At 72.2% G+C, this 21,042-nt stretch carries 19 protein-coding genes; 7 read left to right on the top strand and 12 right to left on the bottom strand.

From position 1 onward, the window contains the following. Positions 1 to 9 precede the first annotated feature (9 nt). Genes I5071_RS28455 through I5071_RS28445 form a run of 3 tightly spaced genes read left to right on the top strand, consistent with a single transcriptional unit; the run spans position 10 to position 2,625 of the window. A complete protein-coding gene (locus tag I5071_RS28455) occupies positions 10 to 858 on the top strand; it encodes a type II secretion system F family protein (RefSeq protein ID WP_236516188.1) in 849 nt (282 codons plus the stop codon). Between the two features lie 4 nt (positions 859 to 862). Further along, entirely contained in the window at positions 863 to 1,765 is a 903-nt protein-coding gene (locus tag I5071_RS28450) for a type II secretion system F family protein (RefSeq protein ID WP_236516186.1), read from the top strand. Next, a complete protein-coding gene (locus I5071_RS28445; protein ID WP_236516184.1) occupies positions 1,765 to 2,625 on the top strand; it encodes an FHA domain-containing protein in 861 nt (286 codons plus the stop codon). The genes I5071_RS28450 and I5071_RS28445 overlap by 1 nt, the downstream gene beginning before the upstream one ends. A gap of 7 nt (positions 2,626 to 2,632) precedes the next feature. On the opposite strand, the gene I5071_RS28440 is transcribed toward I5071_RS28445, so the two are convergent. Then, a complete protein-coding gene (locus I5071_RS28440) occupies positions 2,633 to 4,810 on the bottom strand; it encodes a serine/threonine-protein kinase (RefSeq protein WP_236516183.1) in 2,178 nt (725 codons plus the stop codon). Positions 4,811 to 4,952: 142 nt separating this feature from the next. Here I5071_RS28440 and I5071_RS28435 point away from each other — a divergent pair, with 142 nt between their 5' ends. Continuing rightward, positions 4,953 to 5,882 carry a hypothetical protein gene (locus I5071_RS28435; RefSeq protein ID WP_236516181.1) on the top strand — a complete coding sequence of 310 codons (930 nt, stop codon included), beginning with the start codon at positions 4,953 to 4,955 and terminating at the stop codon, positions 5,880 to 5,882. A gap of 9 nt (positions 5,883 to 5,891) precedes the next feature. Then, the gene (locus I5071_RS28430; RefSeq protein WP_236516179.1) at positions 5,892 to 6,830 is read left to right on the top strand and encodes a serine/threonine-protein kinase; all 939 of its coding nucleotides are present in this window, start codon (positions 5,892 to 5,894) and stop codon (positions 6,828 to 6,830) included. 147 nt (positions 6,831 to 6,977) lie between these two features. Here the strand turns inward: I5071_RS28430 and I5071_RS28425 are convergent, their stop codons facing one another. The 6 genes from I5071_RS28425 to I5071_RS28400 form a co-directional block, all read right to left on the bottom strand. Beyond that, on the bottom strand, positions 6,978 to 8,393 hold the full coding sequence (locus I5071_RS28425; RefSeq protein ID WP_236516178.1) for a sigma 54-interacting transcriptional regulator: 1,416 nt from the start codon (positions 8,391 to 8,393) through the stop codon (positions 6,978 to 6,980). A gap of 179 nt (positions 8,394 to 8,572) precedes the next feature. Next, complete coding sequence (locus I5071_RS28420; protein ID WP_236516167.1) at positions 8,573 to 10,306, bottom strand: hypothetical protein; 1,734 nt, start codon at positions 10,304 to 10,306, stop codon at positions 8,573 to 8,575. Positions 10,307 to 10,316: 10 nt separating this feature from the next. Then, a complete protein-coding gene (locus I5071_RS28415; protein ID WP_236516165.1) occupies positions 10,317 to 11,057 on the bottom strand; it encodes a TadE/TadG family type IV pilus assembly protein in 741 nt (246 codons plus the stop codon). 456 nt (positions 11,058 to 11,513) lie between these two features. Next, positions 11,514 to 12,020 carry an A24 family peptidase gene (locus I5071_RS28410; protein ID WP_236516163.1) on the bottom strand — a complete coding sequence of 169 codons (507 nt, stop codon included), beginning with the start codon at positions 12,018 to 12,020 and terminating at the stop codon, positions 11,514 to 11,516. Further along, positions 12,020 to 12,229 carry a Flp family type IVb pilin gene (locus I5071_RS28405; RefSeq protein WP_236516162.1) on the bottom strand — a complete coding sequence of 70 codons (210 nt, stop codon included), beginning with the start codon at positions 12,227 to 12,229 and terminating at the stop codon, positions 12,020 to 12,022. The genes I5071_RS28410 and I5071_RS28405 overlap by 1 nt, the downstream gene beginning before the upstream one ends. Before the next feature lie 96 nt (positions 12,230 to 12,325). Then, positions 12,326 to 12,514 carry a hypothetical protein gene (locus I5071_RS28400; protein ID WP_236516160.1) on the bottom strand — a complete coding sequence of 63 codons (189 nt, stop codon included), beginning with the start codon at positions 12,512 to 12,514 and terminating at the stop codon, positions 12,326 to 12,328. 172 nt (positions 12,515 to 12,686) lie between these two features. Between I5071_RS28400 and I5071_RS28395 the strand changes: the two genes are divergently transcribed. Further along, complete coding sequence (locus I5071_RS28395) at positions 12,687 to 13,436, top strand: tetratricopeptide repeat protein (RefSeq protein WP_236516159.1); 750 nt, start codon at positions 12,687 to 12,689, stop codon at positions 13,434 to 13,436. Next, the gene (locus I5071_RS28390; RefSeq protein WP_236516157.1) at positions 13,387 to 14,904 is read left to right on the top strand and encodes a DUF4832 domain-containing protein; all 1,518 of its coding nucleotides are present in this window, start codon (positions 13,387 to 13,389) and stop codon (positions 14,902 to 14,904) included. Before I5071_RS28395 ends, I5071_RS28390 begins: the two co-directional genes overlap by 50 nt. Here I5071_RS28390 and I5071_RS28385 read toward each other — a convergent pair. From I5071_RS28385 to I5071_RS28365, 5 genes are all read right to left on the bottom strand, one after another. Beyond that, positions 14,901 to 16,391 carry a serine/threonine-protein kinase gene (locus tag I5071_RS28385; RefSeq protein ID WP_236516155.1) on the bottom strand — a complete coding sequence of 497 codons (1,491 nt, stop codon included), beginning with the start codon at positions 16,389 to 16,391 and terminating at the stop codon, positions 14,901 to 14,903. The two genes, I5071_RS28390 and I5071_RS28385, sit on opposite strands and share 4 nt — an antisense overlap. Before the next feature lie 66 nt (positions 16,392 to 16,457). Continuing rightward, positions 16,458 to 17,522, bottom strand: coding sequence for a rhomboid family intramembrane serine protease (locus I5071_RS28380; RefSeq protein WP_236516154.1), 1,065 nt, complete (start codon positions 17,520 to 17,522; stop codon positions 16,458 to 16,460). After that, the gene (locus I5071_RS28375) at positions 17,519 to 18,970 is read right to left on the bottom strand and encodes a dihydrolipoamide acetyltransferase family protein (protein ID WP_236516152.1); all 1,452 of its coding nucleotides are present in this window, start codon (positions 18,968 to 18,970) and stop codon (positions 17,519 to 17,521) included. Before I5071_RS28375 ends, I5071_RS28380 begins: the two co-directional genes overlap by 4 nt. 8 nt (positions 18,971 to 18,978) lie before the next feature. Beyond that, positions 18,979 to 19,953, bottom strand: a complete 975-nt coding sequence (locus I5071_RS28370; protein ID WP_236607689.1) for an alpha-ketoacid dehydrogenase subunit beta — start codon at positions 19,951 to 19,953, stop codon at positions 18,979 to 18,981. Positions 19,954 to 19,973: 20 nt separating this feature from the next. Next, positions 19,974 to 20,909, bottom strand: coding sequence for a thiamine pyrophosphate-dependent dehydrogenase E1 component subunit alpha (locus I5071_RS28365; protein ID WP_236516150.1), 936 nt, complete (start codon positions 20,907 to 20,909; stop codon positions 19,974 to 19,976). Positions 20,910 to 21,042 lie beyond the last annotated feature (133 nt).

The following is a 21,042-nucleotide window of genomic DNA, read 5'->3' as shown; positions in this document are numbered from 1 at the left end:
GCGACGACGATGGACCGCAACTTCGTGCTCGGCGTCGCGCTGCTCGCGGTCGGGGTCGCGATCGCGACGTACTCGACGCTGGTCGATCCCGACGCGCTCCCCGCGCGGTGGTGGCGCGCGCGTGAGGCCGCGCTCTCGGTGGACCTGGCGTTCGTGCGCGCTCGGATGTCGGCGCGTGCGGTGCTGATCGCGCAGACGGTCGGCGTCGTGGGCGCGCTCTCGCTGGCGATGGCGAGCGGACAGCCGGTGTTCCTGCTGGTGGTACCGTTCCTCCTGATCGGTCCCGCGCTGCACCTCCAGAAGGCGCGCGCGGCGCGCGTCACCGCGGTCGAGAACGACGTCGAGGCATGGCTCACCGCGATGGCGAGCTCGCTGCGCACCGACGGATCGATCGGCGGCGCGCTCGCGTACGCGTCGCGCCTCTCGACCGGCGCGATGTCGGAAGAGCTCGAGGTCCTCCTCGTCGAGTGCGAGCTCGGTGCCTCGCTCGACGACGCGCTGCGACGTCTCTCGGAGCGCATCCGCAGCCCGATGATCACCGGCGTGGTCGCGCTGCTGCTCGTGGGCCGGCGCACCGGCGGCGAGCTCCCCGCGCTGCTCGAGAGCAACGCGCGACAGCTCCGCGAGATCGCGCGGCTCGAGGGGGTGATCCGCAGCAAGACCGCGGAGGGCAAGGGTCAGATCTGGGTGCTCGGCGCGCTCCCGCTCGCGATCGCCCTCGCGCTGCGCGCGCTCAGCCCGGGGTACTTCGATCCGCTCTTCGAGGGGCTCATCGGCGGGATCGTGCTCGCGCTCGCGATCGCGCTCTGGCTCGCCGCGATCTTCACCGCGCGCTCGGTGCTCTCGCTGGAGGTGTGACGTGATGACGACCTCGCTCGCCTGGCTGACCTACGGGCTCGCGCTCGCCGCGATCGGATTCGTGCTGGCGTCGATGCTCGTCGCGTCGGAGCCCCCGCTCGCCGATGCACGCGCGGGCCATCGCGGGATCATCCGCGCACGCAGCATCGCGGCGGGCGGGGTGATGCGGTGGATCGACCCGCTCGTGCGCCACGTCGCGGCATGGCTCCCGCCGTCGCGGCTGGGATCGCTCGGCGTGCGCGCCGAAGAGGCGCTGGCCCGCGCCGGCTCGCCGCACGGATGGATCGCGTCGGAGCTCGTCGCCACGGCGATCGTGATGTCCACCCTCGCGACCCTCGGCGCGCTGCTCGCGTGCGCGATGGTGCCGCGCGTGCCGATCGCGCTGGTGCCCCTCGCGACGATGGTCGGCGCCGCGCATCCGCTCTCGATCCTCCGTGAAGCGCGCACCCATCGCGAGCGCACGATCACCCGCGCGCTGCCGGGCTGCGTCGAGGTCATGGCGCTCTGCATGAGCGCGGGCATGGACTTCGTCGGCGCGGTGCGCACGACGCTCTCCGACGCGGTCGCCGCGGGCTCGCCGCTCCACGACGAGCTCACGCGCATGCTCGAGGAGCTGCAGCTCGGATCGACGCGCAGCGCGGCGCTCGCGCGCCTCGCCGAGCGCGTGCCGACCCGCCCGGTGCGTGATCTCGTGAACGCGGCGCTGCGCGCGGAAGAGAAGGGCAGCCCGCTCGCCGATGCGCTCGCGGTGCAGGCGTCGGTGCTCCGCCAGCGACGCGGTGTCGCGGTGGAAGAAGCGGCGGCGCGCGCGAGCCTCGCGCTCCTCGCGCCGCTCACGTTGGTGTTCGGCGCCATCATGTTGCTCGTTCTCGGGCCGATGGCGCTCTCGATCGCGGAGGGACTGTGATGCGCATCCGAGCTCGGGCTCACGTGGACTACGAGGACGGCACCCGCGACACGTTCGAGATCGCGCGCTCGCCGGTGACGATCGGCCGCGCGCCGACCTGCGACGTCGCGCTGATCGGGGCGCGCCGCGTCGAGTGGGAGCACGCGCGGATCGAGCTCGCGCGGGACGCGGTGAGCTTCACGCCGCTCGCGACGCCGGACGAGACGCCGGTCCGTGCGCCCTACGGGCGCGCGGTCGCGCTCGGCGATGCGCGCATCACGTTCGAGCGCATCGAAGGGCCCGGCATGCGCGCGTACTGGATGCGCGGGCTCTCGGCTGCGGTCGCGATGGTGATCGTGGCGTCGCTCGCGACGCTCGTGATCGGACGTCGTGGCGCGCGCGCGGCCGCGGCGGAGGATGCGCCGGGCTCGTCGCGCCCCGCGCTGTTCGACGAGGATCTCGCGGCATCGTGCGATCAGGAGGAGCGCGCGGGACGGCGCACGCTCGAGCTCTCGCTCGCCGCGCGCGCGCTTCGAGAGCAACGCGCGTTCGACGTGCAGGACGGAGTGCGCGCGGTCGAGACGTTCGCGCGCGCGGCGGCGTGCGCCGAGCACGTCGGCGACGAGCTCGGTGCCGACGCGCTGCGCGCCGAGGGCGACGAGCTCCGCACCGAGCTCGAGGAGCGCGCGGCGCGCCTGGTCGCGCGGGTGCGGCGGGCGCGACAGCGCGAGGACGCGGAGGCGGAGCTCACCGCGCTGCGCTCGCTGCTCGAGCTCCTCGCGCATCGCGACGACGAGCTCGCGCAGGAGTACGTCGCGCGAGCGCGCACGCTCGAGGCCGAGACGTCGCGTACCTCGCGCTTCCCGCGGCTGGGTCGCTGACGGCTGCCTAGCGGCTCAGCGCGATCACCATCGTGATCACGATCGCGATCGACACACCGATCGCGATCGTGATCACACGACGCGCGCGGAGCGTGTCCTCGGAGGCACGCACCAGCGCGCGTGCGTCCTCCGGCCACGCAGGCGGCGCGCCTCCGGCCGCGGCGAGCTCGTCGAGCTCGTGGCGCGTGAGGAGCAGCGCGCGCGCACGGCCACTGCGCGCCCAGCGCTCCGCCGCCGCGAGCACGGTGCGGTGCACGTCGGGCTGCGTCGCGATCCACTCGGCGAGCCGAGGCCAGGCGCGGACGAGCCCGGGGTGCGCGAGCGTGATCGTCTCGCCGTCGCGCGCGAGGATGCGCTCGTCGACCAGGCGCTCCACGAGCGCGCCCGCCGAATCCCCGAGCCCCGCGACGAGCCTGTCGCGTGCGATCACGCCGGCGTCCGCGGTCCGTCGCAGCACGGCGCGCGCGAGCCCGACATCGGCCTCGGAGAGCTGCGCGACCCACTCCTCGGCGTGCGCGGCGAGCGCGCCGACCGCGCCTCCGATCGCATCGTAGTCCGCGCGCGTGAGCCGCGCGCCTTCGCGGCGCTCCCACAATCGTTGGAGCACCAACGAAACGATCGGCAGGCTCGCGCCACCCGGCGCCGCGCTCGTCTCCTCGACCAGCACGTCCACGACGGTCGCGTCCTCCACGTCGGCGCGATCGAGCGAGCGCGTGATCGCCTCGTGCAGCGCCGCCCCCGCGAGCGGTCGGACGCGCGTCGTCGCGGTGCTCACGTCACCCGTGATCGTCTCGTCGCGCGCGACCACCACGATGCGCACCGGCTCCGCGGGATCGCCCACCGCGCGCGCCACCGCCGCGCCGAGCAGGCGCGTCTCGTCGCGCTCGCTCGTGGGATCGTCGAGCGGATCGATCACCAGCAGCACGCGCTTGCGCAGCGCCGTCGCGAGCCGCCCGAGCGCGAGGCCGAGCGCGCCCGGGGAGGTGCGCAGCCGCGCCTCGAGGTCGCGATCGTCGCGCGCCGCGGGCACGCCCTCGGACGCATCGACGATCGCGCGGGCGATGCTCGCGAACGGGCTCGGCCCCGGCTGGACCACGAGCACGTGCCATCGCTGGGTGCGCTCGAGCCGCGGCACGAGCCCGGCACGCACCAACGAGGTCTTGCCCACGCCCGCAGCACCGACGATGCGCACCAGCGGCTCGCGCTCGACGCGCGCGACGAGCTCGTCGATCTCACGCTCGCGCCCGCGGAAGACCTCGGCGTCGCGGCGCTCGTAGGGCGCGAGGCCGCGATAGGGCTCGCGGGTCGCGAGCATCGGTGCGAGGCGCGCCAGCTCGGTCGCGATCTCCGCCGCGCTCGGGCGCGCGTCGGGGTCGCGCGAGAGGCAGCCGAGCACCAGCGCCGAGAGCTCCGCGGGCACGCGCGACGGCAGCGGAGGGAAGGGCTGCTCGCCGTCGAGGCGCGCCATCAGCGCGATGGGATCGAGCCCCGCGAGCGGCTGCTTCCGCGCGAGCATCTCGTAGAGCACGAGCCCGATCGCCCAGGAGTCGGTGCCCCGCGCGTCGCGGCCTTCCCACTGCTCGGGCGCCATGTACGCCGGCGTGCCCGCGACCGACGCGTCCGCCGACCGCGCGATCGCCGAGGGACGCAGATCGAAGCGTGTGAGATCGTCGGGCGCGACCGGGCCGTCTTCCTCGACCAGTCGCGCGATGCCGAAGTCGAGCACGCGCACCCGATCGTCGTGTCCCACGACCACGTTGCTCGGCTTCAGATCGCGATGCAGCAGCCCGACCTCGTGCGCCGCCGCGATCGCGCGCGCGATGCCCTCCGCGAGCTGCGCCGCGCGCCCGATGCTCGGAGGATCGGCGCGCAGCAGCTGGTGCAGCGTCCGGCCGTGCACGTACTCGAGCGCGACGTAGGGACGCCCGCCGTGCTCGCCGACGTCGTAGACCGTGATGACGTTCGGGTGCGAGAGCGACGCGGTCGCGCGCGCCTCGAACGTGAACTGCGCACGCGCGCGCCCCGAGCCTGCGAGGGTGCGCGCGAGGAACTTCAGCGCGGCGAGGCGCCCGAGCTCGACGTGTCGCGCGAGGTAGACGCGGCCCATGCCGCCCGACGCGATCGGACGCAGCACGCGGTAGGGCCCGACGATCGCCCCGACCTCGGAGCCCTCCGCGACGCTCATGCGCCGCGAGGATGCCGCGCCGACGCACGCATGCCCAGGGGTCATGCGCATGCGCATCGCCGATGCCCGCCGCGATGCGCATGCGCATGGGCCCGCGGGACGCACCGATCGGGCGGCACGCCCGCTGCTCGGAGCGACGGCGATGGACACCCACGACACGAAGCCGCGCTCGCTCCGGCGTGACGCGCGCGGCGCGATGAGCGCGCAGCAGATGATCCTCACCGCGTTCGTCGCGATCGCAGGCGTGACCACGATGGGCTCGCTCGGCCTCGTGTCGCGCGAGACGTTCGTCGGCGACGCCGGCGATCTCGACGACTCGGCGGTCGCAGGGCTCGACGACGGCCTCGGCGACTTCGACGTCGACGGGGCGTTCGTCCCGCCCGGCGTTCCCGATCCCGATCGTCGTCGTGACCGAGATCGTGATCGCGATCGGGATCGGGATCGCGATCGCGGCGGCACCCGGGATCGCGGCCGCGACGCCGGGGTCGATCGTGGTGCGCCCGATGCCGGCGCGGAAGAGATGGTCTGCAGCGCGCGCGATCGCCGGAACCCGCGCAATCGACCGGCGAACGGCTCGCACGGCCAACCGGTGCCGACCGTGAGCGACTACTACAACCCCGCGGCGATCGGGCATCACCCGGGGCAGCCGAACTTCTACTCGGTGCCGACGCGCAACGGCGGTGGTCCGAGCGTCTGGGTCTCGACGATCCCGATCGATCAATCGGACTTCGAGGACATCGTCGACGGCTCTCCGGGCCGCACCTACGTGCTCAGCGGCACGCACGGCTCGGAGGACGGCGAGGGCCCGGGCGCGTGTCGCAGCAACGGCATGCCCGCGAGCGGTGCGAGCGGGATCCACGAGCGACAATTCCTCGACGAGGATCGAGCGCGGTGGTCGGGCACGCCGGGCGTCGTCGTCGAGGACGCGTCGCGGCTCTCGCAGCGCGCGATCGGGAACCGGATCCGCCAGCTCGTGCGCAACCTCGGGCCCAACGATCGGATCGTGCTCGCGTGGTGCTACAGCGAGCGCAACACCGGGCTCACGAGCATCTTGGAGAACGGTTGTCTGTAGAATCGTCGGGTGCACGATCGGCTCGATCCCGGCGCGACGCTCGGCGACTTCGTCGTCGAGCGTCATCTCGCGCGTGGTGGCATGGCCGACGTCTATCTCGCGCGCGAGCGATCGAGCGGCGCGCTCGTCGCGCTCAAGGTGATCGCCGCCGATCTCGCGGTGGTGCAGCGCGAGCTCGAGCACGAGGCACGCGCGGCGACGCGGGTGCGTCATCCCAACGTCGCGTCGGTGCTCGGTGCGGGCGTGGACGCAGGGCGTGCGTTCCTCGTGATGGAGCACGTCGATGGAGTCTCGGTGCGCGATCTGCTCGGCGCGCTCGCGCGCGTCGTGGTGCCGATCGCGGTGCGGCTCCACGTGATCGCAGGCGCGGCGCGCGGGCTCCATGCGGCGCACGAAGCGTGCGACGAGCGCGGCGTGCCGCTCGGTCTGGTGCACCGCGACGTGAGCCCGTCGAACGTGCTGCTCGCGCGCGACGGGCACGCGCGCGTGATCGACTTCGGCATCGCGAAGACGCGCGAGCGCGCGACCCAGACGCGCCTCGGGGTGCTCAAGGGCAAGCTCTCGTACATGTCGCCCGAGCAGGCCGCGGGCGCGCGGCTCGACGCGCGCAGCGATGTCTTCTCGCTCGGCGTGGTGCTGCACGAGCTGCTCTCGGAGCGGAAGCTCTTCGCCGCGCCGAGCCCGGCGGAGCTGCGCCGCCTCGTGGTGCGCGCCGAGATCCCGCCGCTGCCCGCGCACGTGCCCGCGTCGATCGCGGCGCTCGTGACCGCGATGCTGCAGCGCGATCCCGCGTCACGTCCCGGGAGCGCGCGCGAGGTCGCGGAGATCGTCGACACCGCACTGCGCGGCGACGAAGCAGCGCAGCTCGCGGCGATCGTCGAGCACGTCGCGCGCTCACGCGAGCAGGACGACGCGGTCTTCGAGGGGGCGACGATGATCGACGACTGATCGTGCCGAAGAGGAAGAATCAACCACAGAGGACGCAGAGGGCCGCGGAGGAGAGAGAGGAGAACGGTCTTTTCTCTTCTCCGATCTCTGCGGCCCTCCGTGGCCCTCTGCGGTTGAATGTTCTCCCGCGCGAGCGCGCGTCGGCGATCAGTCCACGTCGGGGTCGCTCTCGCTCATCCAGCCGCCGGTGATCAGGAATCGCCGGGTCTGACGTCGCGAGTATCCGAGCGCGCGCGCGATGCGCGACACGTTGGTGCCGTGCTCCTCGACGAGGCCTGCGAGCTCTTCACGATCGGGCGGCGGGCGCTGGGGACGCGACTTCTTCTTGCGCGGCGGCGGCGCCGCGATCGCGGGCGGGCTCGGCACGATCGTCGGGGTCGCGGGCTCGACGAGCACCACCACCTCGCTCTCCATCGTCGTCGCCGTGCTCACCGCGACGCGACGCGCGGAGAGCGAGGGCACGTCGAGGCGATCGGCGATCGTCGCGAGCGTGAGCGGGCCCTCGGCCGCGCGGATGCGCAGCTCGGTCGCGACGCGGAGCAGCTCGCGCACGTTGAACGGCCACGGGTGGAGCAGCAGCGCCTCCGCGAGGTCGGTGTCGAGCTCCGACGTCGTCCGGCCGAGCGTGCGCTCCACCAGCGCGAGCACGTCCTCGCGACGCTCGCGCAGCGGCGGCGTACGCAGCACCACGCCGGCGAGCCGCGAGTAGAGGTCGCCGCGGAAGCGCCCCTCGTCGACGGCCGCGCGCAGATCGCGATGCGTCGCCGCGACGATCGTCGCCTGCGCCGCGAACGTCTTGGTCGACCCGACCGGCGTCACCACGCGCTCTTCGAGCGCGCGCAGCAGCTTCGCCTGGATCGCGAGCGGCATCTCGCCGATCTCGTCGAGGAAGAGCGTGCCTCCGTGGGCCTGTCGCAGCACGCCCGGGAAGTCGCTGCGCGCGCCGGTGAACGCGCCCGCGACGTGCCCGAAGAGCTGGCTCTCCGCGAGCGCCTCGGGGATCGCGCCGCAGTTGAGCGCGACGAACGCGCCGCTGCGCCCACTCGCGTCGTGCAGCGCGCGCGCGACGAGCTCCTTGCCGGTGCCGCTCTCGCCGAGCACCAGGATCGGTACGTCGTGCGGCGCGACCGTGCGGATCGCGCCGCGCAGCCGCTGCATGCTCGGTGCGGTGCCGAGCAGCGCCGCGACGCTCGCGTCGATCGCGCCGCGCGCGCGGAGCCGCACCACGAAGAGCGAGTCGCCCGCGCGGATCACGTCGCCATCGCCCGCGATCGCGCGCTGCACGCGGGCGCCCATCACGAACGTGCCGTTGGTGCTCGTGTCCTCGACGCGGACCCGTTCACCCTCGGGCAGCAGCCGCACGTGCTTGCGCGAGATGCGCGCATCGGGGATCGCGTAGACACCCGGCTCGCGCGCGCGCCCGATCACCAGCGCATCGAGCAGCGGCATCGTGACCGCGCTCGAGAGCCCCGGCCCGTGCACGTGCACCAGCGAGAGCTCGGGGCCCGCCGTCGCGATCGCTTCCGTTCCCGCCTCGGCGGTGACTTCCTCGTCCCACGCCATCCGTTGCGTGCGGCCGCGTCGATCGCGGAGCCCACACTGCGGACAGAGTAGGCGGCGCACGCTCGCATCTGCAACCTCGAGATCCACAGCGTTGCATCTCCGGTGAAGCGCAAGTGGGTGGGGACCCACGCGCAGCTCGAGGGGTCGAGAGGGGAGGCGCGCAGCCTCCCCCGGGAGAATCAGTGAGCGATGATCGTGCCCCAGGCCTGCAGCGGACCGAGCACCGCGGTGCAGTCGAGCCCGGGCACCGCGGAGCACGCCGAGTCGAGCATGCCGATCGCGGGCACGTGCACCCGCCGCATCCGGGCGCGCCACCGCATGTTCCACATCCAGTCGGGGCGATCCGCGAGATCGGTCGACGGGTAGTACATCTCGGCCTGCGCGATCGACATGCGACCGAGATCCGCGAGCGGCAGATCGCCGCCCGCCTCGAGGCTCCCACCGCCCGCCACCGCGACGCCGCGCGCCGCACGATCCGAGGGCGTCTCGCCCATCACCAGGATGCGCGTCTGGAACGGCTCGCCGCCGAGCTCGACGTCGAACCCGCCGCTCTCGAACGCGACGCGCTGCGACGCCATCCCGGTGCGGTCCTCGAGCATCCCGGGGTCCTGCTCGATCAGCGTCTGCTCCTCTTCGACGAGGCAGGCGTGCACGTGCCGCACGACCTCGATCTCGATCACCCGCGCCGAGTCGCGCGAGCCCGGGAGCATGCCCGCGGTGAAGCGCGGCACCTCGGTGATCACACACGCCGGTCCGCGCGGATCTTCGCTCCATCGACCGTCGCAGAGGCGCTCGTCGCGTTCGCTGCGCTCGGACGAGAGCACCTCGTCGTGGTCGCGCGGATCGTCGGAGTCGAGCGCGAGATCGTCGTCGGTGTGGCGCACCCGTCCGTCCTCGGCCCAGTAGGCGCGGCGTCGTCGCTCGAGCTGATAGACGTACGACTGGATGCCCGGCGTGGTGCGGCACTCGTGGCGCGCGTCCTCCGCGCGCGTGAGGCAGTCGTCGTGGCCCGCTGCGCCCTCGGCCGGGCACGCGCCGGTGGTCTGATCGAAGAGCGCGTTCAGCTCCGCGTCGCCGGCGTCGAGACAGCCCGACGTGAGCTGCGATCCGAGGCACTCCGACGTGCTCTCGATCGACGGGATCCAGCGCTCCACCGAGTACGTGAGGTTCGGCGGCACGCCGCCCTCGCCCGCGCCGCAGAACCACGGCGAGAACGCCGCGACCAGCGCTTCGATCGCATCGCCGATCGCGTCCTGCACCGCGTCGGGCAGCACACCGATCTTGTCGAAGGGCAGCATCACGATCTCGCCCACCACGCGACCGGCGCGACCGCAGAGACGCTCGAAGTCGTCGTCCTCGGTGGGCAGCTCGATGCGCGGCGGGAGCGGCACCGCGGTCTCGGGGATGTCGTCGAACGCGTCGTCCTGGATCACCGCGTTCGCGCGCGCCCACGCGGCCGCGGGAACGGCGCGTCGGATCGCGGCGGCGGTGCGATTGCCGATGCGCAGCACCGCGAACACCGGCCCGCGCAGCGCGGCCTCGGCCTGGAAGAGCGCGGTCTGCACGGTGGTCAGCGGCGCGAGCGCGACCAGCGACGCGCCGAACGTCGGGATCGCGAGCGCGAGCACGATCGCGATCGCCACCGCCACGATGGTGATCAGCACCTTGAGCATGACGAGCACCGCGAGCGCGCCCGCCATCACGAGGTTCACCAGCACGAGCAGGTTCATCCCGCGCGCATGAAGCACCGCGGCAGCGAACGCGCTCGCATCGGCCGCGTCCTGCATCGTCTCGCGATGACGGATCGCCTCGCCGACCCCGACCACGTAGAAGACGAGCCCGGTCGCGACCAGCGCCGCGAAGAGCCCGAGCACCGTGATCGCGCCGCGAGTGTCCGAGAAACACGATTTCATCGCTGGCTCCTCAGGGATACGGGTAGGGCGCGCCTTGGTTCGTGAGCGTCGCCTCGGCCTGGATCAGTCGATATCGAACGTTCCCGTCGAGCACGCCGGAGAGCGCGCCGGGGCGCGCGGCGTACGAGAGATCGCTGGTGTCGAGCGCATCGAACTCGTCGCAGAGCAGCTCCGCGACGAGCGGCACGAGGCACGGATACGCCATCGTCACGCGCGCCGTGATCGGCTCGTCGGGCGCGAAGCTCGTGCGGAGCGACGACGAGCCCGGCGTCTCGGGGAACGTCACCGCCGCGGCGGCATCCAGATAGATCACCGCGAACGCGAGGCGGTCGTTCGAGGCCCCGCCGATCGCGTGGCGGATGCTGCGTGCCGCGCGGCCCGACGCGACCTGCGAGGGCCCGGGCGCGATGCCGAGCAGCGGCCGGAACGCAGCGGTGCGGATGGTGCCGAGGCGGCTCGCTGCGGGCAGTCCGCCCGGCGAGCCCGACATCGCGGTGACCACCGCGGTGAGCGCGCCCGGCGGCGCGTCGTCCTCGATCATCAAGCGCGGCGATCCGCCGTAGTACGACTCGTCGTCGTCGAGCACGACCACCGCGCTGCGCACCGCGCTCTGCGCCGCGTGGCGCACCACGAGCGACGCCTGCGCGATCAGCGCGAGCTGCGCGACGCCCATCACCAGCGTGAAGAGCGGCAGGATCGCGATCGCGATCTCGGCGTACACCGCGCCTCGCTCGTCGTGTCGGACTCGCATGCTCGAAGCCTCCGCGGAGAGCAGGAAAGAGAACGAGAGACCACGTGCTCAGAAAATGATTCGAGCGAATTTCTGAGGAGAGCAGGAGGAGAAGGAGGGACCACGTCGTGTGGTCTTCCTGATTCGTGCTGTGCTCAGAAAAGCGTTCGAACGGATCTTCGAGGAGAGCAGGAGAGAAGGAGGGACCACGTCGTGTGGTCTTCCTGGGATCTCAAGGCCCTCGGGGTGCGCTCGAGTCGAGGTTTCTGGGCCGTGCGAGAGCCAGTGCCCAGCTCTCGAGTCGAGCTCTTCTGGCGAAGGCGGGAAAACGGAGAGCCGATTCGACGTAGTATTCCTACCCCTCCTGCTCTCCTCAAAAATTCCCCCGGAGTCGGGCACGTCTGGCGAACACGGGAACGAGGAGAGCGGAGTCGACGTGGTGTTCCTCGTCTTTCCTGCTCTCCTCGGAGGGTCCGCTCAGGTCACGAGTGCGAGCACCAGCCCGCAGAGGATCGCGGGCCCGAGCCGCACGCTGGTGCGCGTCTCGTCCTCGCGCTCTTCGTCGCTGCGCACCACCGCGCGCACCGCGACGCGCGCCGTGCGCATCAGCATTCGTCCGAGCGTCCCTTCGTAGGCCTGACGCCCGAGCACGTAGAGCATGCCGACGACGAACGCCCACCACTGGGCCTCGACGCCCGCGCTCGGGCCGAGCATCGCGCCGAGCGCGGCGAAGAGCTTCACGTCGCCGCCGCCCATCGCGCCCTTGCGGAAGAGCAGGTAGGGCACGAGCCCCGCCGCGACCGTCCCGAGCGCCGCGGTGAGCAGCGCGTCCGCGCCGCCGGCGATGCCGTGGGCGATCAGCGCGAGGCCCAGCGCGGGCAGCGTGATCGCGTTCGGGATGCGCCCGGTGCGCGCGTCGGTCCACGCGCCGAGGGCCGCGACGAGGGTCGCCGCGATCGCGGCGACCGTGCCCGTCGTGATCATCACGCGCCTCCGCCGCCCGCCGCGCCGATCTGCTCGGTCTGCGACTCGAGCACCGCGACGATCTGATCGCCGAACGCGGTCCACGCCGCGATGCCGGCGATGACGACGAGGCCGACGATCAGGATGTACTCGGTGAACCCGGCGCCTTCGACGTCCTTGTGGAGCGAGCGGAACGAGCGCGAGCGCGAGGTGATGTTGCGGGTCTTCATGGGATCGTCCTCCATCGAGTTGAGAGCACACGACTACCGAGACGCGACGCTCGGGAGAGCGCGCGAGCGAGCCAGTCGGCGACTGCCACGCTGGCGTCAGGGGAAGGGCAACAGGAGCAGCGCGCGCGTGAAGCGATACGCGCGCAGCATCGGCTCGCCCAGGCTCACCGCGGCGAGCGCGGCGACCAGCGCGAAGGTGCCCACGGCGAAGAGGTACTCGACGAACACTCCACCGCGCGCGTCGTCCTTCAGTCGAGCGAGCGTGCGTGTCGTGCGCGTCGTCATCGTGACCTCCTGCGTCGTCCCTTGAGCAGCGCGCGTGCCATCTCCGATCGCCGCGATCGGAGCGCGCGGGGGGTGGGCATCGCGGGTCGCGACCTCGATGCGCAGTGGGCATCGCGAGGGCGCGCTCGATGCCCACGTGGGCGCCGTGGCTCGTGCTAACGTGCCCGCAGGCATGCCTTTCTTGGTCGCGCTCGCACTGCTGCTCCTGGTCGTTCCGACCGCCGAGGCACAGCGGGACCGTCGCGCGCGCTCACGCGCCGACACGCTCTTCCACGCCGCCGAGATCGCGTACGACGAAGGTCGCTACGAGGCCGCGGCGCAGCTGCTCGAAGAGGCGATCTCGGTGCGCCCGACCGCCGCGTTCCAGTTCAACCTCGGTCGCTGCTACGAGCGCCTCGAGCGCTGGGACGACGCGGAGCGCGCGTACCTCGTGTACCTCGCGTCGATCCGCGATCGCGCGCAGCGACAACGCGTCGAGGAGCGGCTCGCGGTGGTGCGCGAGGAGAGCGCACGCGCGCGGCAGAGAGAAGAAGAGGCGCGCGCCGCGGCCGCCGCGGTGCCCCTCGAGCCCGAGCCGGCGCCGGCGCCGATCGTCGCGGAGCCATCGGGCCCGAGCCTGACGCCGGTGCCCTTCGTCCTCGGCGGTGTGGGCATCGCGGGGCTCGCGGTGGGCGGTGCGCTCACGGCGCTCGCCTTCGATGCCGACGCGCAGTCGCAGGACGTGACGAGGTCGGGCCGCGATGCCGCCGATGCCCACGCACGCGCCAACGATCTCGGGCTCGGCGCGACGGTCGCATGGGCGGTGGGCGCCGGGCTCCTCGTCACGGGGACGATCTGGTTGATCGTGGAGCTCTCGAGTGGAGGATCGAGCGATGGCGATCGAGCGCGCATCTCGGAGCAGGGCGTCGAGCTTCGTTTCTGATCTGCGCGTCGCGTGCCTCCTCGCGCTCGGCACGACGGCGTCGTGCACCTTCGATGCACCTCGCATCGAAGGTCGCTCGTGCCCTTGTCCGAGCGGCTACGAGTGCATCGCGGACGTGTGCGCGCGAACGGGCGCGGACGGTGGGCAGAGCGACGACGCCGGCGTGACCGGCGACGCGCCGGCGCGCGCGCGCAGCTTCACCGAGATCACGACCCCGATCCTCAACCCCGAGCGCGGCTTCTTCGTGGGCGCCGATCTCACGACGCTCACCAACGCCGACTTCCTCGCGGTCGAGCGCGGCGTGACGCTCACCTACGATCTCGTCCTGCTCGAGCCCTATCGCGAGACCGATCTGCCGACGACGTTCCTCGATGCGCTCGAGCGCGGGCTCGGCGAGGTGCGCGAGTCGGGCGCGTCGGTCGTGCTGCGCTTCGCGTACAACGAGAGCGATGCCGGCGCCGACGCCACGCTCTCGCGGATCCTCTCGCACATCGAGCAGCTCCGCGGCGTGCTCTCGCGCAACGCCGACGTGATCGCGACGATCGAGGCGGGCTTCATCGGCGTCTACGGCGAGTGGCGCGAGTCGAGCAACGGCAACGAGGGCCCGCCGCAGCAGCGCGCGGTCGTCGAGGCGCTGCTCGACGCGCTCGAAGAGCGCACCGCGCTGGTGCGTCGCCCCGAGCTCAAGAGCGACATGTACGGAGATCCGATCGCGGTCGGGGCCGCGTGGTCCGACACGTACGCAGCGCGCGTGGGGCACCACAACGAGTGCTTCCTCGGCAGCGAGGACGATCTCGGCACGTTCGCCGGCGCGGTGGATCGCTGGCGCGACTACATGGAGTCGGAGTCGCCGTTCGTGCCGGTCGGCGGCTCGATGTGTCTGCTCTCGGCGCGCACCAACTGCACGACTGCGCTCTCCGAGCTCGGGCTCTTCCACTACACGTTCCTGAGCGACGACTACAACACCGCGGTCCTCGACGCGCTCGAGGCCGAAGGGTGCATGGGCGAGATCCAGTCGCGGCTCGGATATCGATTCGTGCTCGACGCGGCGGAGATCCCCGACGCGATCCGACCCGGCGGCTCGTTCCGACTTCGCGCGCAATTCCAGAACCGGGGGTTCGCGGCTCCGATCAATCGTCGCGAGGTGTGGCTCGTGATCGACGGGCCCGGCGTGCGCCACGAGGTCGAGCTGCCGGGCACCGACGTGCGGCGCTTCGTGCCGGGACAGACGCACATGCTCGACGCGCGCATCGGACTGCCCGCGTCGATCGCACCGGGCACGTATCGAGTCGCGCTCTGGGTGCCGTCGCGCTCCGAGACCGTGCGTGATCGTGCGGAGTACGCGATTCGATTCGCGAACGAAGAGACCTGGGATCTCGGTCTGAACGTGCTCGGCGAGATCGAGGTGCAGGAGAACGCGGAGGGCGAGAGCGACCCCGCGGCGACCGAGCTGCGAGTGCTCTTCTAGTCCCAGAGATCGTAGTCGTCGCGGGATTGGCCACGACGGGCGCGCGAGAGCGTGACCTCCACGGACTCCGGCGACGACGGCGAGAGCCGCACGCGCGCCGGCCGGAAGCGCGGCTCGTGGAGCGTGATCTCGCGCGGGGTCGCGACGTCGAGCGAGAGCGGAGTGCGTCCGAGCACGACGTCACCCTCGCGCACCTCGGCGCGCGGCGTGCTGCTGACTCGAATCGATCGCACCGGCGCCGGACTCTCGTGCTGTTCCGCGGGACTGGCACGCTCCGCCGGCGGACTGGCATGCACCGGACTGGCGCTCTGCGCGATCGGCGGCGGCACCACGACACTCGTCGCAATCGGTGCGATCGGCTCATCGACATCGCCGCCCGAGCGCGCTGCGATGACGCCGCCCACCGCCGCGAGCGCGACCACCGCGAGGCCCGCGACGACGCACGGGCGATTCGAGCGCCCGCGCATCGATCGCGTGACGCGCACCCGCGACTCGCCCTCGGCGAGCACCGGCGCGAACGAAGTGTCCGCGCCGCGCCGCAGCGCCGCCATCGCGTCGAGGCGCGCGTGGCAGCGCGCGCGCAGCAGCGTGGCCGCGTCGTCGGCGCTGCTCGACGTGACGAAGGGCAGCAGCTGCGCGCGCAGCTCCGCCATGCTCGTGGTGCGCGCCGCGGGATCACGCGCCAGCGCCGCGAGGCACGCGCGATCGAGCGCCGGTGCGATCCCCGGCGCGGGGATCTCGCCATCGAGCACCGCGCGGATCGTCGCCGCCTCCGACTCGCGCTTGAAGAGCCGCTCGCCGGTGAGCCCTTCCCACAGCACGCACCCGAGCGAGAACACGTCCCACCGCGGATCGGGCCGCCCGCCGTCGAGCGCCTCGGGCGCGGTGTATGCGAGCTTGCCCTTGAGCTCGCCGGTGCGGGTGCGCGCGAGCCGTCCTTCCGCCGCGGCGACCCCGAAGTCGAGCAGCTTCACGCTGCCGTCGATCGCGATCATCACGTTCGACGGCGAGACGTCGCGATGCACGAGGTTCATCGGCGCGCCCGCTGCGTCGACCAGTGTGTGCGCGGCGTGCAGGCCCGCGGCGATCTCCGCCACGATGTACGCGACCACGTGGACCGGCAGCCGCACGCCCGCGGCGGCGGTCGCGCGCAGGAGCCCCGCGAGCGACTCGCCCTCGACGAGCTCCATCACGATCGCGAGCTCCGGCGTCGAGACGAGCTCGATCACCTGCGCGACGCTGCGGTGCCGAACGTGCGCGGCGAGCCGTGCCTCGTCGGCGAGCATCGCGACGAAGCGCTCGTCTCCCGCGAGCTCCGGGAGAATCCGTTTGAGCACAAACGATTGCGCGAACCCGAGCTCACCGACGAGGCTGGCGAGGTACACCTCCGCCATCCCACCGCCGCCGATGCGCGCGACCGTGCGGTAGCGTCCGAAGCGCGTGCCCTCGGGCAGCGCCCCGATCGGCTCGCTCGTCGCCAGCGTCATCGACGATGACCGTACCACGCGTGATCGTGTCGCCGTCCCGGCGAACCGGGTCACGGCGATCGACGCTCACCGCGGATCGCCGTCGACGCTCGCGCGCGCGAGCTCGATCATGAGGCGCCAGTCGTCCGCCTCGGCGGCTTCCGGCGCGACGGCGAGCGCGCGCTCGAACCGCGCGATGGCCTCCGCCGTGCGGCCCTGCTCGACCGCTTCGTACCCGCACGCCGCCGCCGTGCTCGCGAGGCCGGCCCGGAAGCTCTCGTCGTTCGCGTCGAGCGCGTGCGCGCGCTCCATCGCGAGGAGCGCCTCGTCGCGGCGCCGCGCGAGGAAGAGCGCGACACCGCGGTTGTAGTGCCAGTTCGCGATCGAGCCGTCGCGCTCGATCGCCTCGTCGTAGAGCGCGATCGCGCGCGCCGGGTCGGACTCGACGAGCGCGTACGCGCGATCCGCGATCTCGTACCCGATCGCTCCGAGGTTCACGAGCGGACGCACGAGCGGGGATCCGAGCACCACGAACGCCGCCGTCGTCACGACCGTGCCCGCGATCCACACGCGCCGGCGCGCGTCGGTCACGCCCCACGCGGCCCCGGCGAGCGCGCCGAGGATCGCGCCGCCCGCGTGCGCCGCGTTGCCGACGCGCATCGTGCCGGTCGCGGTCATCACGACGCAGAGCACGAACCACAGCGCGAAGAGCCGCACCGTGCTCGGGTCCGCGGCCGCCGCGAGCGACGCGTCACGTCTCCTCGCGAACCATGCGAACGCGATGAGCCCGTAGACCACGCCCGAGAGCCCGACGCCTCCCGACGCGAGCGCCCACTCGAGCGCCGCCGATCCGATCGCTGCGGTGAGCACGAGCGGGCCCATCACCCGCGCGCCGCACGTGCCCTCGATGACGCTGCCCAGCGCGAGCAACCAGTAGACGTTGAAGATCAGGTGCAGCGCGCCGACGTGAGGCAACGCCGACGTGAGCAGGCGCCATGGCTCGCGGCCGATCGCGTCCGACGTCATCGCGAGGACGTCGATCGGCACCCCGACGTGCCACGCGATCGTGACGCCGATCGCCGCGATCGCGAGCCCGCTCGTGATCGGGCGCTTCGCGAGGACGGCGATCGGCAGGACGCGCGACGCGCTCACGCCATCTCGAGGAAGAGCCGATCGGGATCTTCGAGGTACCCGATGATGTCGTACGCGAACGCCGCGCCGACGTGGCCGTCGACGATGCGGTGATCGAACGAGAGCGAGAGCAGCATGATCTCGCCGATCACGATCTGACCGTCGCGCACGACCGGCTTCTGCTTGATCTGGTGCACGCCGAGGATGCCGACCTCGGGGAAGTTGAGCACCGGCGTCGCGAACAGACCGCCCTGCGTGCCGAGCGACGTGATGGTGAACGTCGAGCCCTGCAGATCCGCGCTCTGGATCGCGCCGCTCTTCGCGGCCGCGCCGAGCCGATCGATCTCCGCCGCGATCTCGAGGATCGACTTGCGATCCGCGTCCTTCACGACCGGCACCATCAGGCCCTGATCGGTCGAGGCCGCGATGCCGATGTGGAAGTACTTGCGATAGACGAGCTCGTTCGTGGTCTCGTCGAGCGCGCTGTTGAGCACGGGGTGCTTCTTCAGCGCGGCGACGACCGCCTTCACGATGAAGGGCAGGAACGTGAGCTTCACGCCCGCCTTCTCGGCCGCGGGCTTCAGGCGCGCGCGCAGCTCCTTGATCTTCGCGACGTCGCACTCCTCGACGAACGTGAAGTGCGCCGCGGTGTTCTTCGACGTCTGCATGCGCTCGGCGATCTTCCGGCGCATGCCCACGAACGGCTTGCGCTCCTCGAGCGCCTTCTCGGTGCCGGCGGGCGGCGTGATCGCGATCGGCGCGCGCGCCTTCGCGCTCGCAGCAGGGGCCGGCGCCGCGGGGGCCGGCGTCGAGATCGGCTCGACGGTGCGCGTGGGCGCGCCGCCCGCGAACCCGCGCACGTCTTCGTTGGTGATGCGACCACCCGGGCCGGTGCCGGTCACGAAGCGCAGATCGACCTCGAGCTCGCGCGCGAGCTGGCGCGTCGCCGGCGTCGCGAGCGGGCGCTCGCTGACCACCGAGTGCGCGTGTCCGTTCGCGCCGTTCGAGCTCTTCGCCGGCGTCGCGATCTTGTCGAAGAACCCGGCGCCGGGGAGCGTGTCCTTGATGTCGCCCACCGCCGTCGCCGCGGGCTCGTTCTTCGGCGCGGCGACGCTCTGCACCGGCGCCGCAGCAGGCGCGGGCGCGGCCTTCGGCGCCACCGGCGCAGGCTTCGCCGCGACGGGCGGCTGCGCGGGCGCGGCCTTCGCGGGCGCGGCCGCGACCGCACCTTCGGTCTCGATCACCACGAGCAGCGCGCCGACCGGCATCACCTGCCCGACGGTCGCGCACGTCTCGAGGATCGTGCCCTTCTTCGGCGCGCCGATGGTGACCGTCGCCTTGTCGGTCATCACCTCGACCATCGCCTGGTCTTCCTTGACCTGATCGCCGGTGTTGACGTGCCAGGCGACGATCTCGCCCTCCGCGACGCCTTCACCGATGTCGGGAAGCTTGAACTCGAAGCGAGCCATGTTGCCTCTCAGTAATTCGCAGTGGCGATGAGCTGGGGGACGATGCGGTGCGCGAGCGGCAGGTACTCGTTCTCGAGCGTGTACGGGAAGGGCGTGTCCCAGCCCGTCACGCGCGCCGGCGGCGCCTGGAAGTGCAGGAACGACTTCTCGCTCACGAGCTGCAGGATCTCCGCGCCGAACCCGCACGCCTTCGGCGCCTCGTGCACCACCACGATACGCCCGGTCTTCTCGACGCTGCGCACGATCGTGTCGAGGTCGAGCGGCCACAGCGTGCGCAGATCGATCACCTCGCACGAGATGCCCTGCTCCGCGACCTGCTCCGCCGCGCTCAGCGCCTCGTAGAGCATCGCGCCCCACGCGACGAGCGTCAGCGAGTCTCCTTCGCGCACCACCTTCGCCTCGCCGAGGGGCAGCGTGTACGCCTCGTCCGGCACGTCCATCTTCACCGCGCGATACACGCGCTTCGGCTCGAAGAAGAGCACCGGATCGTCGTCCTGGATCGCCGCCGCGAGCAGGCCCTTGGCGTCGTAGGGATTGCTCGGGCACACGACCTTCAGGCCCGCGGTGTGGATGAAGAGCGCCTCGGGCGACTGCGAGTGGTACGCGCCGCCCTTGATGCCGCCGCCGTACGGCGTGCGGATCACCATCGGGCACGGATACTCGCCGCCCGAGCGATAGCGGGACTTCGCGGCCTCGCTGACGATCTGATCGAACGCGGGATAGATGAAGTCCGCGAACTGGATCTCGGGCACCGGGCGCATGCCGTACGCCGCCATGCCGATCGCGGTGCCGATGATCCCGCCTTCGTTGAGCGGCGTGTCGATCACGCGCCCGTCGCCGAACTCGTCCCAGAGGCCCTGCGTCACGCGGAAGACGCCGCCGACCTTGCCGACGTCCTCGCCCATCACGACCACGCGCTCGTCGCGGCGCATCTCGAGGCGGAGCGCCTCGTTGATCGCCTGAACCATGTTCTTCTGCGTCATCGTCTCGTCGGCTCCGTCGATCAACGATCTTCGTGGTTGGCGGTCGCGAGCAGGATCGTGCGCTGGTCCTCGAGGTGGCGCGGCAGCGTCGCGTACACGTCCTCGAACACCGCCTCGCGGGGCGGCGCGCCGACCTGCTGCGCGTGCGCGACCGCCGACTCGATCTCCGTCATCAGCTCGCGGCGCAGCTCGAGCGCACGATGCGCGTCCCAGTGACCCTCCGACGAGAGCCGCGCCTCGAGCGCCTCGATCGGATCGCTCGCGCTCTCGCGGATCGCCTCGATCAGCGTGGGCCCTTCGCCCGCCATCGCGCGCTCGTGCGCCTGCGCCATCGCGCTCGCCACCGCGCCCGCGTCGTCGGCCGAGCACACGAGGCTCTCGACGCCGTACGCGATGCCCTTGTCGGCCACGCGCTCGATCGGCGTCGGCGGGTGCGCGCTGCGCGCGCGATCGGTGCGGCAGAAGAAGATCACCGGCGCCTTCGTCGCGCCCGCGAAGTTCACCGCGCTGTGGAAGTCGCCCGCGTCCGCCGCGGTGTCGGCGAACATCGTGAGCACCACGCAGGTCTCGCCCCGCAGCTTCGCCGCCCACGCGTAGCCCGCGGCGTGCGTCATGTGGTTCGACACCAACCCCGACGCCGACGCGATCCGCAGCTCGCGCGACGCGAGGTGCCCCGGCGCGGCGTGCCCGCGCATCGGATCCTCGACGCTGCCGAACGCGTGCGCGACGTAGCGCGCGATCGGGAGCCCGCGCACGAGGAACGCCGCGTGGTCACGCGCGCTCGGGAAGATCGCGTCTTCCGTGCGCATCGCGAGCGCGGCTGCGGCGATCGCGGGCTCGAAGCCACGCGCGTCGGGGTGGAAGCCGATGCGACCGGCGCGCGCGAGCTGGGTGAGACGCTCGTCGAGCAGCCGCGCGCGCACCGCGTGACGGTGGATCGCGAGCAGGTCCGCCATGATCGGCGGCTCCTATAACACGACGCGCAATCCCGATGCGCGCACGCTGTGACCGACCTCCGCACGCGCGGAGACGACGCGCTGCGTCAGCGGCCTCTCGCTCCCGTCCGCGCGCTTCGCGGGACCTGCGGGA

This window comes from Sandaracinus amylolyticus (genome assembly GCF_021631985.1).
Lineage (GTDB): Bacteria > Myxococcota_A > Polyangia > Polyangiales > Sandaracinaceae > Sandaracinus > Sandaracinus amylolyticus_A.
This window is presented reverse-complemented; position numbering and strand designations above follow the sequence as displayed.

Coding starts and splice junctions, on each gene's coding strand:
- I5071_RS28440 (WP_236516183.1), bottom strand. CDS start 4,810: ATGAGCGTCGCGGAGGGCTCCGAGGTCGGGGCGATCGTCGGGCCCTAC.
- I5071_RS28450 (WP_236516186.1), top strand. CDS start 863: ATGACGACCTCGCTCGCCTGGCTGACCTACGGGCTCGCGCTCGCCGCG.
- I5071_RS28395 (WP_236516159.1), top strand. CDS start 12,687: ATGCCTTTCTTGGTCGCGCTCGCACTGCTGCTCCTGGTCGTTCCGACC.
- I5071_RS28400 (WP_236516160.1), bottom strand. CDS start 12,514: ATGACGACGCGCACGACACGCACGCTCGCTCGACTGAAGGACGACGCG.
- I5071_RS28445 (WP_236516184.1), top strand. CDS start 1,765: ATGCGCATCCGAGCTCGGGCTCACGTGGACTACGAGGACGGCACCCGC.
- I5071_RS28385 (WP_236516155.1), bottom strand. CDS start 16,391: ATGACGCTGGCGACGAGCGAGCCGATCGGGGCGCTGCCCGAGGGCACG.
- I5071_RS28375 (WP_236516152.1), bottom strand. CDS start 18,970: ATGGCTCGCTTCGAGTTCAAGCTTCCCGACATCGGTGAAGGCGTCGCG.
- I5071_RS28455 (WP_236516188.1), top strand. CDS start 10: ATGGACCGCAACTTCGTGCTCGGCGTCGCGCTGCTCGCGGTCGGGGTC.
- I5071_RS28405 (WP_236516162.1), bottom strand. CDS start 12,229: ATGAAGACCCGCAACATCACCTCGCGCTCGCGCTCGTTCCGCTCGCTC.
- I5071_RS28420 (WP_236516167.1), bottom strand. CDS start 10,306: ATGAAATCGTGTTTCTCGGACACTCGCGGCGCGATCACGGTGCTCGGG.
- I5071_RS28365 (WP_236516150.1), bottom strand. CDS start 20,909: ATGGCGGACCTGCTCGCGATCCACCGTCACGCGGTGCGCGCGCGGCTG.
- I5071_RS28425 (WP_236516178.1), bottom strand. CDS start 8,393: ATGGCGTGGGACGAGGAAGTCACCGCCGAGGCGGGAACGGAAGCGATC.
- I5071_RS28435 (WP_236516181.1), top strand. CDS start 4,953: ATGGACACCCACGACACGAAGCCGCGCTCGCTCCGGCGTGACGCGCGC.
- I5071_RS28415 (WP_236516165.1), bottom strand. CDS start 11,057: ATGCGAGTCCGACACGACGAGCGAGGCGCGGTGTACGCCGAGATCGCG.
- I5071_RS28390 (WP_236516157.1), top strand. CDS start 13,387: ATGGCGATCGAGCGCGCATCTCGGAGCAGGGCGTCGAGCTTCGTTTCT.
- I5071_RS28410 (WP_236516163.1), bottom strand. CDS start 12,020: ATGATCACGACGGGCACGGTCGCCGCGATCGCGGCGACCCTCGTCGCG.
- I5071_RS28370 (WP_236607689.1), bottom strand. CDS start 19,953: ATGACGCAGAAGAACATGGTTCAGGCGATCAACGAGGCGCTCCGCCTC.